11 protein-coding genes and 1 pseudogene are annotated in these 14,129 nt (G+C 74.3%); 7 read left to right on the top strand and 5 right to left on the bottom strand.

Going from position 1 to position 14,129, the window contains the following annotated elements; genetic code table 11:
* Window positions 1-343: 343 nt before the first annotated feature.
* Window positions 344-712, bottom strand: a complete 369-nt coding sequence (locus HDA31_RS28070; RefSeq protein ID WP_178062950.1) for a hypothetical protein — start codon at window positions 710-712, stop codon at window positions 344-346.
* Between the two features lie 1,695 nt (window positions 713-2,407).
* Window positions 2,408-3,892, bottom strand: coding sequence for a C40 family peptidase (locus HDA31_RS28065; protein WP_074475471.1), 1,485 nt, complete (start codon window positions 3,890-3,892; stop codon window positions 2,408-2,410).
* A 240-nt stretch (window positions 3,893-4,132) separates the two neighbouring features.
* Here HDA31_RS28065 and mqnE point away from each other — a divergent pair, with 240 nt between their 5' ends.
* The 3 genes from mqnE to HDA31_RS28050 all read left to right on the top strand — a co-directional run bounded on the left by mqnE (window position 4,133) and on the right by HDA31_RS28050 (window position 6,097).
* A complete protein-coding gene (gene mqnE, locus HDA31_RS28060) occupies window positions 4,133-5,302 on the top strand; it encodes an aminofutalosine synthase MqnE (protein WP_178062951.1) in 1,170 nt (389 codons plus the stop codon).
* Window positions 5,303-5,324: 22 nt separating this feature from the next.
* The gene (locus HDA31_RS28055; RefSeq protein ID WP_074475469.1) at window positions 5,325-5,759 is read left to right on the top strand and encodes a hypothetical protein; all 435 of its coding nucleotides are present in this window, start codon (window positions 5,325-5,327) and stop codon (window positions 5,757-5,759) included.
* A 71-nt stretch (window positions 5,760-5,830) separates the two neighbouring features.
* Complete coding sequence (locus HDA31_RS28050) at window positions 5,831-6,097, top strand: DUF4229 domain-containing protein (protein WP_178062952.1); 267 nt, start codon at window positions 5,831-5,833, stop codon at window positions 6,095-6,097.
* Window positions 6,098-6,100: 3 nt separating this feature from the next.
* On the opposite strand, the gene HDA31_RS28045 is transcribed toward HDA31_RS28050, so the two are convergent.
* On the bottom strand, window positions 6,101-7,441 hold the full coding sequence (locus tag HDA31_RS28045) for a C39 family peptidase (RefSeq protein WP_178062953.1): 1,341 nt from the start codon (window positions 7,439-7,441) through the stop codon (window positions 6,101-6,103).
* Window positions 7,442-7,658: 217 nt separating this feature from the next.
* On the opposite strand from HDA31_RS28045, the pseudogene HDA31_RS28040 reads away from it, so the two are divergent.
* From HDA31_RS28040 to HDA31_RS28025, 4 genes and pseudogenes are all read left to right on the top strand, one after another.
* Window positions 7,659-8,972, top strand: a pseudogene (locus HDA31_RS28040) (M14 family metallopeptidase); the annotation flags it as partial.
* Window positions 8,973-9,343: 371 nt separating this feature from the next.
* A complete protein-coding gene (locus HDA31_RS28035) occupies window positions 9,344-10,282 on the top strand; it encodes an ABC transporter substrate-binding protein (protein WP_074475465.1) in 939 nt (312 codons plus the stop codon).
* Between the two features lie 96 nt (window positions 10,283-10,378).
* Window positions 10,379-11,461: a FecCD family ABC transporter permease gene (locus HDA31_RS28030; RefSeq protein WP_178062955.1), complete on the top strand. Its 1,083-nt coding sequence runs from the start codon at window positions 10,379-10,381 to the stop codon at window positions 11,459-11,461.
* 74 nt (window positions 11,462-11,535) lie between these two features.
* The gene (locus HDA31_RS28025) at window positions 11,536-12,294 is read left to right on the top strand and encodes an ABC transporter ATP-binding protein (RefSeq protein WP_178067027.1); all 759 of its coding nucleotides are present in this window, start codon (window positions 11,536-11,538) and stop codon (window positions 12,292-12,294) included.
* A gap of 70 nt (window positions 12,295-12,364) precedes the next feature.
* Here the strand turns inward: HDA31_RS28025 and HDA31_RS28020 are convergent, their stop codons facing one another.
* Window positions 12,365-13,171, bottom strand: coding sequence for a VOC family protein (locus HDA31_RS28020; protein WP_178062956.1), 807 nt, complete (start codon window positions 13,169-13,171; stop codon window positions 12,365-12,367).
* Between the two features lie 211 nt (window positions 13,172-13,382).
* Window positions 13,383-14,120 carry an ABC transporter permease gene (locus HDA31_RS28015; protein WP_074475461.1) on the bottom strand — a complete coding sequence of 246 codons (738 nt, stop codon included), beginning with the start codon at window positions 14,118-14,120 and terminating at the stop codon, window positions 13,383-13,385.
* Between the last annotated feature and the right edge of the window lie 9 nt (window positions 14,121-14,129).

The raw sequence follows: 14,129 nt of genomic DNA, 5'->3' as shown, positions 1-14,129 counted from the left end.
GAGGTGTCGAAGACGGACGGGAACGTGCTGGGGTCAGCAAACGTGGTCAAGAAATGCCTTTCAAGCGGGGCGCATCTTCGCGATGGCCTGCCGCAGCTGAACGCCGCCGGATCGCCCGCAAGATCGCCCATGGGCGCGCCTCATGCACGCCGGGTCAGTGATCCCGACAAGTGTACGGCGACATAGCAAACCTGCCACCGTGTCACGAGACCGGAGTGGGCGGGCTCACCCTCCCGGGCTCACCGCCCCGGGTCGGCCCCGCCACGCTCCGGTCCGGCTCGGCCCCTTCTCCCGGCCTGCTTGGCTGCTTCTCCCGGCCCGCTCAGTCGCCCCTCCGGCCCGCTCAGCTGTTGAGGAGGCCGCCGACCAGACCGTCCATCGCGTCGCCGGCCAGCAGCACGACGAGCACGCCGATCGCGACGAGCAGCCCGAGCGACGCCACCAGGACGATCAACACCTTGGCGGTGCTGGACCGGGCGGTCGGGGCGTCCGTCCAGCCCTGGGCCAGGATGTGCCCGGTCAGCGAGCCGGAATTGTCCAGTTGGTTGCCGGTGGGCAGCGAGACCGTGGCGAAGCCCGGCCCGTCGGTGCCGTACGCGGTGCTGGCCAGGTCGGCCGTGCCCGGTTCCGGCCGGGCGGCGGGGCTGCCGACGGTGGCCCGGCCGCCCTGGGCCCCGCCCGGGGGCGCGGGCGGCCCATCCGGGGGTGCCACCGGCCAGGCGGTGGTCGGGGCTGCGCCGTACAGGCCGGACGTCGGTCGGCCTGCGACCTGCGGCCCGGCCGCGGGAACACCCGACGCCGGAATGCCCGAGGCTGGGATGCCCGAGACGGGAGCGCCCGGTGCGGAGACGCCCGATGCCGGGACGCCCGACGCAGGAATGCCCGGAGCCGGGATGCCCGGGGCGGGAGCACCCGACGCCGGCGCGGCGGGTGCCGGTGTCGTTGCCACGCCGCTGGCGGCGGGCGTGCCGTCCCGCTGGGTGGCCGGGTTGGTCGGCGGCGGCCAGACCGGGAGCGCCGGGGCCGGCACGACCGGGGGCGGCGGGGCTGCCGGCGACGGTGGCTCCGTCGGGAACGGCGGTGCGGCGTGGCCCACCGGCCAGCCGGCCGGAGCCCCGGATGACGGCGGGGCCCCGGATGACGGCCGGGCCTCGGACGACGGCGGTGCCGACGACGGCGGGGTGCCGGCCGGGCCGACCGGTGGCCATGCGGGGGCGGCCGGCGGCGGCGCGGTGGTGGCCGGGGCGGTCAGCGGTGGCGGCGGGAACGGCGGTGCCGGCAGCGGGCCGGGCGGCGGCGGGGACGGCGGCACCGCCGGGCCGGGCGGGGGGACCGGCGGGCCGGGCGGGGGGACCGGCGGGCCGGGCACGGGCGGCACGGGACTGGGCGCCGGGGGCGGCGGCACGGCCGGGCCGGGCGGCGGCGTCGGGACCGGCGGGTACGGGGCGGGGGCGGGCGGCGTCGGCTCGGGAACAGGCGGGTTCGGCGACGGCGGGGTGGGACCCGGCACGGGCGGTGTGGGTGGGTTCGGCCCGGGAACGGGGGTGGGTGCCGGGGCGGGCGCCGGTGGCGCGGGCGGCCTGGTCGGCGTCGGGGGCTCGGCCGGCCCCGGGGGCCGTGCGGGCTCGGGCGGCTCCGGGCTCACCGGGGCCGACCGGTACACCCTGGCGTTGCCGGGCTTCGCGCCGCCTGCCGCCTCCGCCCCGACGACGCCGGCCGCCTCACCGGCGGAGACCCGGTTCAGGCCGGGCACCGAGGCGCTGGCGCGGGCGGCGCCGGTGCCGCCGCTCCGCTGGCTCGGCACGATGACGCCCTGCCGGGCGTTTCCCGACGCGGCTGCCGCGCCGCCGCCGGGATCCGGCGTGACCCGGGCGTCCGGCCCGGTCGACCCGCCGGTCACGGGCGCGCTGCCCGACGGGCGTGCCCCGTCCCCCGGGCCCGGCGTCGATCCGCTGGCGACGCCCCCGGCCGTCCCGGCGGGCGGTGTCGACGGCTGGCCCGGAACGGAATCGATCGCCGGGGCACCCGCGCGGTACGTGGTCCCGCTGCTGCCCGCGACCGGCAACGCGACGCCGTCGGGCGGGGCGGTCACGCCGGTGACGCTCACCCGGGCCCGTGCCGTCGCGGCGGGCACCGCTGCCCGCCCTGCCGACCCGGGCGGCGGCCCCTCGGCCGGCGCGGTGCCGACCGGGGTGCGTGTGGAGCCGGCCGGACCATCGCCGGGGGCGGGTGTGGATCCGGGGTCAAGCCGGGATCCGGGGTCGGTCGTTCCCGCCGGAACCTCTTGCTCGCCCATGGTCGTCCTCCGTGCCCACGCTCGCCTCCGGCCCGAGGCGTCGGGCCGGAAGTGTATGGGTGTCACGGTGCCACATTCCCGCCCGGCAGCACAGCCGGAGCGGACGGATGGTCAGCCGGCCACGCTCGTCGAGGCGTCCGGCGAGGCGCTGTCCTCCGGTGCCGGGCTGCTGGCCTGGGTGGTCGGCGCCGGTGACGGGGACGGGGTGTCCGACGGGCTCGGCGTCGGAGTCGGCGTCGGCGTCGGGCTCGCCGTGGTCGGCTTCGGCGTCGGCGTCGTGGGCTTCGGCGTCGGGGTGGTCGGCTTCGGCGTCGGAGTCTTCGTCGGCTTGGGGGTGGCGGTGGGCTTGGGAGTGGTCGGAGCCGGGGTGGGGGTCGGGGTCGGGGCGGGCACCGCGCCGACCACGCGGGTCGCGGCGTAGAGCCGGGACCATCCCACCGTGCTGATCTTCACCGTCTGGCCCGTGGTGGGGGACTGCACCATCTTGCCGTTGCCGATGTACATCGCGACGTGGTGGATCGTCGTCCAACTGCTGCCGGAGGCGAAGAAGAGCAGGTCGCCGGGGAGCAGCGCGCTGCGGCTCACCGTGCGGCCCCGGGTCGCGTAGTACTGGTCGCGGGAGACCCGGGGCAGCTGGTTGTAGCCGGCCGACCGGTAGGCGGCCCACATCAGCCCGGAGCAGTCGAAGGCGTCCGGACCCTCGGCGGCCCAGACGTACGGGTCGCCGAGCTGGGCCAGGGCGTAGCGGACGGCGGCCAGCGCGGTCGGGCTCGCGGTGAGGCCGTTGCTGCTCTGCCCGTCGACGTAGCCCGCGCCGAGCTGCTGCTCGAGGGCCTCCTGCTGGCGTTCCAGCTCGATGATCTGCGCCGCGTTGTCCTTGCGCAGCTTGAGCAGCTTCTTCTCCTGCTCGCGGAGCGACTTCTCCACGGCGGCGTACTGGTCCCGGACCGAACGCACCCGGGTGTCGGCGGCGAGCCACGCCTGGTAGGCGACCTGCTCGGCGGCGCGGGCGCGGGTCAGCTCGCCGGCCGCGGCGGTCGTCGCCCCCTCCGCCTCCTCGCCGCGGGTGATCTGCTGGAGCATGTTGAGCCCGTGCAGGTCCTCGGCGAACTCGCCGGGCGGCAGCGCGGCGGCGGCCTTGAGCGCGCCGGCCGCGGCGGCGTCGGCGCCCTCCTGGGCGCGGGCCAGGGCGTCGCGGGCCGTCTTCAGGTCCCGGTCGGCGGCGGCGAGCTGGCCCTCCGCCTCGGTGCGGGTCTGGCGCAGCCCGAGCAGTTGGTCACCGAGGAGGCCGACCTGGGCCTCGGCGGCCGCGATGGCGGCGGCGAGCGGGCCGGTGCCGAGCGGCGTCACCGGCGCGCCGGCGCCGGGGACGGCCGGGCCGTTCAGGCCGGGCACCGGGAGCCCGCCGACGGCGACGGGGCGGGAACCGGTGTCGGGCACGACGTTGGGCAGCGGCGGTTCGGCGTACGCGGGGGTGGCGAGCGCGGCCGTGGCCACGGCGCTGAGCAGGGCGGACCACAGCGCTGGCCGGAGCACCGGCGAGAACAGGGGCGCCCTCCGTCGCTGCCGTCGCTGTCGTCGCGTGCTCTGCACCATTCCGCTCCCCGTCCGGCGTGGGTGGGCGTCGCGCTCGGGTGGCGCGACGGCGGGGGCGGCCCCGAATGTGGCGCGCCCCACCCTGTCTTACCGCACCCGGGCAGTGATGTCGATGGCGTAACAGGTCACGAGCGGCTGAGAGTCCGGTGAGGTACGTCGCTGGGGCCGACCGGACCGGCGGCGGGTCGACGACCCGACGTAGGCTCGACGGGACCGCAGGTGGAAGGGACGTGGCTTTCGATGGACGCCGGACTCAAGCGCGAGCTCGAAGAGAAGGTGTACGCGGGCGAACGGTTGACCCGAGAGGACGGGATCGCCCTCTACGACAGCGACGACCTGACCTGGCTGGGCCGCCTGGCGCACCACCGGCGCACGGAGCTCAACGGCGACCGGGTGATGTTCAACGTCAACCGGCACCTCAACCTGACCAACGTGTGCAGCGCCTCCTGCGCGTACTGCTCGTTCCAGCGCAAGCCGGGCGAGAAGGACGCGTACACGATGCGCATCGACGAGGCGGTCCGCAAGGCCAAGGAGATGGAGGACGAGCAGCTCACCGAGCTGCACATCGTCAACGGCCTGCACCCGACGCTGCCCTGGCGCTACTACCCGAAGGTGCTGCGCGAGCTGAAGGCGGCGCTGCCGAAGGTCAACCTGAAGGCGTTCACCGCGACCGAGGTGCAGTGGTTCGAGAAGATCAGCGGCCTGGGCGCCGACGAGATCCTCGACGAGCTGATGGACGCCGGCCTGGAGTCGCTGACCGGCGGCGGCGCGGAGATCTTCGACTGGGAGGTCCGCCAGCACATCGTCGACCACGCCTGCCACTGGGAGGACTGGTCGCGGATCCACCGGCTGGCCCACTCGAAGGGCATGAAGACCCCGTCGACGATGCTCTACGGGCACATCGAGGAGCCCCGGCACCGCGTCGACCACGTGCTGCGGCTGCGCGAGTTGCAGGACGAGACGGGCGGCTTCCAGGTCTTCATCCCGCTGCGCTACCAGCACGACTTCGTCGACTCGGCGGACGGCAAGATCCGTAACCGGATCCAGGCGCGGACCACGATGGCCTCGCCGGCCGAGTCGCTGAAGACGTTCGCGGTCTCCCGGCTGCTGTTCGACAACGTCCCGCACGTGAAGTGCTTCTGGGTGATGCACGGCCTGTCGGTGGCCCAGCTCTCGCTGAACTTCGGCGTGGACGACCTGGACGGCTCCGTCGTGGAATACAAGATCACCCACGACGCCGACTCGTACGGCACCCCGAACACCATGCACCGCGACGACCTGCTGCACCTGATCTGGGACGCGGGCTTCCGCCCGGTCGAGCGCAACACCCGCTACGAGATCGTCCGCGAGTACGACGGGCCCCCGTCGCTGGCGGAGCGCCGGTCCGAGCCGCAGCAGGTGTGGGCCTGAGCAGCCCGTACCCTGGTGGGTCATGAGCGAGTCGAGCCGGCAGGGTCAGGGCGGGTTCCCGCGGCGGGACGCCGACGGGCGGATCGTCGCCCTCGGTGACCTGCTGGGCATCAGCCTCGCCGGTCTGGTGATCGGCCTGCTCGCCCTGCTGCTGTTCGACTGGGGCTTCGCCACGGTGGGCGCGGGCGACTTCGGCCGGGCCAACGGCTGGCTGGCGATCATCCTGCCGGCCTGGCTCTACTGGGAGGACTTCCGGGCCTGGGAGTTCGGCGCGGCCCGGGTGGTGGCCGCGCTGGCGGCGGCCGGGCTGGCCGTGGTCGCCGGCCTGGTGGTGGCGGGCCTGGCCGACGGGCTGCCGCCGCTGCTGGGCGGCGGGCTCGGCGCGGCGGCCTTCACCGTGGTCTACGCGGTGGTCTGGTTTCCCGGGGTGCACTGGCTGGCCCGCCGGACGGGCTGAAACCCCCGCCCGGCGGGGCCAGCCGGGGCGAATCCTACGGCCGGCCCCGCCGGCGGAGAACGGAGTGCGACGTGAGCGCGGCGGTCAAGTACACGCTGGGCCGGATCGGTCTGTTCGTGGTGGTCGTCGCGGCGCTCTGGCCGGTCGACCTGAACATCTTCCTGAAGCTCATGCTGGCGTTGGCGTTCTCCGCCGCGCTCTCGTTCTTCCTGCTGCGGGGCTGGCGGGACGAGATGGCCGGGGAGATGGCCGGGGCCGCCGAGCGCCGCCGGGCCGAGAAGGAGCGGTTGCGCTCCGCCCTGGCCGGCGACGACGAGCAGCCCGGCGACAAGAGCTGACGGCTACCAGTTGGTCGAGCCCGGCACCACCGGCCACGGCTGGTCCGCCGGCTTGATCAGGTACGCGATGCCGCCCGAGCCGCTGGCCACCGTCCCGTCGGCGCGGTAGCGCTTGGTGCGCAGCCAGATCTGCTCGAACTGCTCCCGCCGGTAGACGTTGCGTACCTCGGCGTTCGACGACGACGCCGGATCGTTGACGATCACGTCGCCGTCGGCGGTGAAGCCGACGACCACGAAGAGGTGCCCGGAGGTGCCGTAGTTCGACCCGTCCAGCTCGGTGTCCAGGAAGGACTGCGAGGTGATGACGGGCAGGCCGGCGGCGACGAAGCGTTCCAGCTCGTCGAGGGAGTGCAGCCGGGTCACCCGGGCGTCGATGTCGGGGAAGCTCGCGGCGTACGCGGTGTTGAACGGCCAGTTCCCCGCGCCCTCGTACTCGTAGTCCCAGGTCATCCGGGCGGCGTGGGCGACCTGCGGATCGGTGTAGCCGGGGGTGACCCAGGCCAGGTCCTCGGCCGACGGGCCCCGGCCGTGGTATTCCAGCACCATCGTGGTCGACGTGGGGCTGCACCAGACCTGCCCGCCGCCGCCCCACTCGGGGTAGTTGCCTTTGTGGATCATCTGGGAGTGGGCGGGAACGGGCAGCTCCCTCCCCCAGGCGATGCCGCCCCGGCTCGGCGTGACGGTGAACCGGTCCGGCACGTTCGAGCTCATCGCGCCGAGCATCCGGACCCGGGGCGAGGCCGTCTGGCCGGGCTTGCGGTAGAGGCTGAGCCGAAGCTGGTACGACCGCAGCAGCACCCCGGCGTCGGCGTCGTCGATGGCGAACGTGTCCGTCCACACGCTCGACCACGGGTCGCCCTGACCGTCGAGGGTGGCCCGCTTGATGTCGGCGTCGCCGGAGGCCCACCGGCCCATGACGTACCAGGGGGTCCGGTCGCCGGTGTTGTACGTGCCCTGGAGCTCGACCTGGAGCCAGGTGCCCGCCGGGGTGTCGGCGTTCCACGAGGCCACCAGCTCGGTGGCGTCGAAGCCGATCCGGGTGGCCGGCGAGGTCCAGGTGGCGTACTCCCAGGTGCTGGTGGTGCCGGCGTGCTCGTCGGTGAACTCGGTCGTCCCGGCGGGCCGGCCGATGGTGATCCCGGCGCGGTGACCGGGCACGGCCCGGGTGCCCCGGTGGGTGCCGGTACGCCAGTCGGGGTGGCGGGACCACTCCTGGAACGTGATCTGCTCGTCGTGTTCGACGGGCGGGCGGTGGCGGCCGGCGTGGGCGGGAACGGCCGTGCCGGCGAGGGCGAGCGCGGCGACGCCGGTGAGCGCGAGCGCGCGTAGGGCTGTGCTGGCCATCTGATCTCCGCGGGGTGAGGCGGGTCGGGGCATGCTTGCCGGTCACTATCCCGCCCGTCGGGAAGTTTCGCCAGATGTTCGCGTCAGGAAACTCCTTGCCGGAGTGAGGATGCGGTCGGGATGGATCACGTAGTGAAAGATATTGATCTGACCATGTGACAAGTGGTGAAGTGTTGACCACGAGACGGGATATCCCCGTACCCCCAGGAGGTTGTCCATGGCCTTCCGCACCTCGACCCGCCTGCGTCGCGCACTGGTGCTCGCCACCGCCGCCGGCCTGGGCCTCACCGTCGCCACCGGGCCGGTCTCCGCGCGCCCCGCCCCGGAGCCCGCCGCCGAGCCGGTCGCCGCCGAGTACGACGTGCTCGGCGTGCGCACCCTGGCCGCCCGCAACGCCGTCGCCCGCACCGGCGCCGCCGTCGACGCCGCCGAGCACGGCATCCTGCACGTCACGGCGACCGACGCCGAGGCGGCGGCGATCAGGCGACTCGGCTACCAGGTGGAGAAGCAGGCGGCCCCCGTCCACTCCGACGGCGTCGGCACGACCGGCTTTCCGTCGGCCGACTCCAACTACCACGACTACGCCGAGCTGACCACGGTGGTGAACAAGGTGGTCGCCGACCACCCGACCATCGCCCGCAAGATCAGCATCGGCAAGTCGTACGAGGGCCGCGACCTGATGGCCGTGAAGATCTCCGACAACGTGGCCACCGACGAGGCCGAGCCGGAGATCCTGTTCAACTCGCAGCAGCACGCCCGCGAGCACCTGACCGTCGAGATGGCGATCTACCTGCTCGACCTGTTCACCGACAGCTACGGCAGCGACTCCCGGATCACCAGCATCGTCAACAGCCGGGAGATCTGGATCGTCCCCACCGTCAACCCCGACGGCAGCGAGTACGACATCGCCACCGGCTCGTACCGGTCCTGGCGCAAGAACCGGCAGCCCAACAGCGGCGCGGCCGCGGTCGGCACCGACCTGAACCGCAACTGGGGCTACAACTGGGGCTGCTGCGGCGGGTCGTCCGGCGTGCCGTCGTCGTCGACCTACCGCGGGCCGTCCGCCTTCTCCGCCCCCGAGACGAAGGCGCTGCGTGACTTCGTCAACAGCCGGGTCGTCGGCGGGGTCCAGCAGATCAAGGCCAACATCGACTGGCACACGTACTCGCAGCTCGTGCTCTGGCCCTTCGGCTACACGACGGCGAACACCACCACCGGCATGACGGCGGACCAGTACAACACCTTCGCCACCCTCGGTCAGCGGATGGCCGCCACCAACGGCTACACCCCCGAGCAGTCCAGCGACCTCTACATCACCGACGGCGACAGCCTCGACTGGATGTGGGCGACGCACGGCATCTGGGCGTACACCTTCGAGATGTACCCCGGCTCGTCCGGCGCCGGCGGCGGCTTCTACCCGCCCGACGAGGTCATCCCGGCCCAGACGTCGCGCAACAAGGAGGCGGTCCTGCTGCTCTCCGAGTACGCCGACTGCCCGTACCGGGTCATCAACAAGCAGGCGCAGTACTGCTCCTGACCGCCCGTTGGTGCGGGGCCCCGCCCGGGGCCCCGCACCCGTGTCGGCATCGTCACGCTGAGACGTAGTCCCTAGATCAACGAGGTGCCGGCGGGGCGTGCGCTACGGTGGCACCGACCAAACCGCAGCGAAGCCGGTGCGAATCCGGCGCTGTCCCGCAACTGTGATGCCCCACCCGCGGCGTCGGCCCCCGGCCGCCGTCGACCAGGCGTCGGCCCGCCGGCCGACGCCGACGTGTGTGGGGCGAGCCAGGTCGCCTGCGGCACGGTCGCGACACGCGCTCTCGAGGAAGGGCGCCTCGCGGACGGGCACCCACCGGGCTCCTGTCGGCGAAGCACCACGCTCCTCGACCGACAGGAGGACCAGTGTTCCGACGTACCCCCCGGCTCTTCGCCGCGACCCTCGCGGTGGCCGCGCTCGCGCTCGGTGCGTGCGCCGAGAAGAGCTCCGACGACGCCCCGGCCCCCGGTGGCAGCTCGGCCGCCGCCGCCTTCCCGGCCACCGTCGGCAAGCTCACGCTCGACAAGCGGCCCGAGAAGATCGTCTCGCTCTCGCCGACCGCCACCGAGATGCTCTTCGCCATCGGCGCGGGCAAGCAGGTCACCGCCGTCGACGACCAGTCCAACTACCCGCCGGACGCGCCGAAGACCGACCTGTCCGGCTTCCAGCCCAACGCCGAGGCGATCGCCGGCAAGAGCCCCGACCTGGTGGTGCTCTCCAACGACACCAACAAGATCGTCGACCAGCTCACCACGCTGAAGATCCCGGTGCTGGTCACCCCGGCGGCGACCACCCTGGAGGACTCCTACCGGCAGCTCGCCGACCTCGGCACGCTGACCGGCCACCCGGACGAGGCCGCCGACGTCGTCACCCGGATGAAGGACGACATCGCCAAGCTCACCAAGGACCTGCCGCAGCGGTCGGCGAAGCTGACCTATTACCACGAGCTGGGCCCGGAGCTCTACAGCGCGACCAGCAGGACCTTCATCGGCTCGATCTACGCCCTCGCCGGGCTGGAGAACATCGCCGACGCCGCCGACGCCGACGGCAAGAACGGCGGGTACCCGCAGCTCTCCCAGGAGATCATCGTCAAGGCGAACCCCGACTTCGTCTTCCTGGCCGACACCAAGTGCTGCAAGCAGAGCCCCGAGACCGTCAAGGCGCGCAGCGGCTGGGCCGGCGTCACCGCCGTCAAGAACAACCAGGTCGTCGCGCTCGACGACGACATCGCCTCGCGCTGGGGCCCCCGGGTCGTCGACCTGCTCCGGGCCGTCGTCGACGCCGTCGCCAAGGTGCCGGCGTGACCCTCGGCGTGCTCTCCTCGGCGCGCGGCTGCCCATCCGTCGCTGCCGGCGTGGCGCGCGGCTCGCGGTGAGGGGCGTTAAGAAGGGGCCCCTGCTATGCAGAAAGCGTTGACAAGGGGCCCCTCCTTCGCGCAGCGGCCGGCCGGGCTGCGGCCCGGCTGGCTGGCCGCGGGGGTGGCCGCCGTGCTGGTCGCGCTCGTCGCCGGGGTGTCGCTCGGCCCGGTCAGCCTGCCCCCCGGCAGCGTCGCCGCCGAACTGCTCAACCTGCTGCCCGGGGTGCGCCTCGACAGTGGACTGAGCGAACGCGAGATCGCCATCGTCACCGAGCTGCGGCTGCCCCGGGTCGTGCTCGGGCTGCTCGTCGGCGGCCTGCTCGCCCTGGCCGGCGGCTGCTACCAGGGTGTGTTCCGCAACCCGCTGGCCGACCCGTACCTGCTCGGGGTGGCGGCCGGCGCCGGCCTCGCCGTCACCGCCGTGATCTCCCTCGGGGCCGTGGCGGGCGGCGCGCCGACCGGGCTGCCGCTCACCGTTCCCCTCGCCGCGTTCGTCGGCTCGCTCGGCGCGGTCGCCATGACGTACCTGCTCGGGGTCGCCGGCGGGCGGGGGCGCTCCACGGCCACACTGATCCTGGCCGGGGTGGCCGTCTCCGCGTTCCTCTCCGCCGGGCAGACCTACCTGCTCCAGCGCAACTCCGACAGCATCCAGCAGGTCTACTCGTGGCTGCTCGGCCGGCTGGCCACCGCCGGCTGGCACGACGTCCGGCTGGTCCTGCCGTACTTCCTGCTCACCACGGTCGTCGTGCTGCTGCACCGGCGCGAGCTGGACGTCCTCTCCGTCGGCGACGACGAGGCCCGCAGCCTCGGCCTGCACCCGCAGCGCTCCCGCTACCTGCTGATCGCCGCCGCCTCGCTCGGCACCGCCGCCGCCGTCTCCGCGTCCGGGCTGATCGGCTTCGTCGGGATCATCGTCCCGCACACCGTGCGGCTGCTCGCCGGGTCCAGCTACCGGGTGATCCTGCCGCTGTCCCTGCTCTTCGGCGGGGCGTTCCTGGCGCTGACCGACGTGGTCGCCCGGACCGCCGCCGCGCCCGCCGAGGTGCCCATCGGCGTGGTCACCGCGCTGCTCGGCGGCCCGTTCTTCGTCCTGGTGCTGCGCACCGCCCGTCGGGTGCTGACGTGACCGCCGCGTCGACCGGAGGCGCGTCGACCGTCCCGCCCGCCGGTCCGCCACCGGGTGCCCCGCCCGCCGTCGAGGTGCGGGACCTGCGGGTCAGCCTGGACGGCACGCCGATCCTGGCCGGCGTCGACCTGACCGTCGAGCGGGGCGAGTGGGTCACCGTGATCGGCCCGAACGGCGCCGGCAAGTCGACCCTGCTGCGCGCCCTCGGCGGCCTGCTGCCCGCGCCGGGCGCGATCCGCATCTTCGGTACGCCGAGCGAGGCGCTGCGCCGCCGCGAGCGGGCCCGGGTGGTGGCCACCGTCGCGCAGTCCCCGGTCGTCCCGGCCGGCATGACCGTCTTCGACTACGTGCTGCTCGGCCGCACCCCGTACGTCCCCCCGTTGGGCCGGGAGTCCGCCGCCGACCTCGCCGCCGTGCGGGACGTGCTGACCCGCCTCGACCTGGTCGGCTTCGGCCGCCGCGAGCTGGCCACCCTGTCCGGCGGCGAGCGGCAGCGGGTCTTCCTGGCCCGGGCGCTGGCGCAGGGGGCGACCCTGCTGCTGCTCGACGAGCCGACCAGCGCGCTCGACATCGGCCACCAGCAGGAGGTGCTCGAACTGGTCGACCAGCTCCGCCGCGCGCACGGTCTCACCGTCCTCGCCACCATGCACGACCTCTCCCTGGCCGGCGAGTACGCCGACCGGATGGTCCTGCTCGCGGCGGGCCGGGTCGCCGCCGCCGGCCCGCCGCGCGACGTGCTCACCGAGGACCTGCTGGCGAGGCACTACCGCGCCTCGGTCCGGGTCCTGCCCGGCGAGCACGGCCCCCTGGTGGTCCCGGTCCGCCCCCGCTGAGGCGTAAGGAGGGGCCCCCTGTTAACGCATTCTGTATAGGAAGGGGCCCCTGTTAACAAGCCGCTGGCCGTCAGCCGCGCGTGGGCCGGGCGATGACGGAGAACAGCGCGCCCTGGGGGTCGCGCAGCGCGGCGAGGCGGCCCTGCGGGGTGTCGTGCGGCGGCACCAGGACGGAACCGCCCAGCTCGGTGGCGCGGGCGGCGGCGTCGTCGGCGTCGGCCACGGCGAAGTACACCGTCCAGTACGCCGGCAGGTCGGCCGGGAAGTCGTCGGCCAGCGGCGGCATCATCCCGCCGACGATCCGTTCGCCGCACCGCCAGCCGGTGTAGGAGGGGCGGGTGGTCCCGCCCGTCTCCGGCGGGACCGGGCCCGCCGGCTGCTCCTCCGGACGCCAGCCGAAGACCAGCTCGTAGAAGACCTTCGCGCCTTCCGGGTCGGGCGTGACCAGCTCGTTCCAGCTCATCGCCCCGGGGGTGTCGGACAGCTCCGCCCCGGGGTGGGCCATCGGCTGCCAGACGCTGAACACCGCGCCGGCCGGGTCGGCGAAGACCGCCATCCGCCCCTGGTCGAACACGTCGAACGGACCGACCAGCACCTGCCCCCCGGCCGCCTCGACCCGGGTCGTGACCAGGTCCGCGTGGTCGGTCGCCACGTACGTCGACCAGATCGGCACCTGGTCGGGCGCGGCCGGCGGTCCGGCCCCGGCCACCGCGCGCCCGCCGAGCAGGAACGTGGTGTAGCCGGCGGCCTCCGGCTGCGGGGCGATCCGGGTGGTCCAGCCGAACAGCTCCGGGTAGAAGCGCCGGGCGTCCGCCAGGCCCGGGGTGGCCAGGTCGGCCCAGCACGGCGTGCCCGGCGGCGGCGGGACGCTGCTCACGCTGCCCTCCCTCCACAGGTGGCGGCCCGGCGGGACGCCCTGCCCGCATCCTGGCACCGGCACCCGATGGAACGGGCGGGAACGGGACGAAACGCCCCGGCCGGGCGGCGGGCCCGGTCCCTTGCCGGCGACCGCCGGCCCCGTCCGTTGCAGGGGGCCGCCGGCCCCGACCCGCGCCCACGGGCGCTCGCCGGACACCTGACCGGGCGTCTCAGCGGAAGCGGCGGCCCTCGTCGCGCCGGTACGCCCAGCCGGCGAGCGCCGCCAGCGCCACCACCCAGACGCCGAGCATCAGCACCGACACCGGCGCGGGACGCCAGTCGCCGACCGCCGCCCACATCAGCTCGACCGCGCCCCGCGTCGGCAGGTACGGCGCGATCGCCCTGACGAAGGCGGGCGCGGCGTCCGGGGCGGAGAGCAGCCCGCCGCCGAACGCCAGCGGGAAGAAGACGATCTGCGCGACCACGATCGCCGCCTTGCTCGGCAGCGCGTACCCGATGGCGAGCCCCATCAGCGTGAACGGCACGGAGATCAGCCCGACCACGGCCACGGCCAGGCCGAACGCCCAGGGACTGATCCGGGCGTCGGTGAACAGCGCCGCGATCACCACGACCGGGAGCAGCGAGAGGAAGGTCAGCGCCAGGCCCGCGAGCACCCGGCCGGCGAAGGCCGGCGCCGCCCCGGCCGGCAGCGTCCGGGTGTACGGGTTCCAGGGCTGGTCGCGGTCCTCGGCCACGCCCACGCCGTACTGGAAGATGTTGGCGCTCATCACCGCGAACGTGACCATCGCGGCGGTGGCGTAGGTGGCGCCCGTCGGATCGTCCCCGGCGAACGGGACCACGAAGAAGAGCATCGCCACGGCCGGGAAGAAGGCGCTGCCGAAGACCGCCACCGGGATGCGGAGCGTCTGCAACAGCTGGTAGCGGGCGTGCACGAGGGCGAGTCTCACGGGGGCGGT

This window comes from Micromonospora carbonacea, assembly GCF_014205165.1.
Taxonomy (GTDB): domain Bacteria; phylum Actinomycetota; class Actinomycetes; order Mycobacteriales; family Micromonosporaceae; genus Micromonospora; species Micromonospora carbonacea.
Note: the sequence above shows the minus strand (reverse complement) of the source record. Positions and strands in the feature narration are given on the sequence as shown.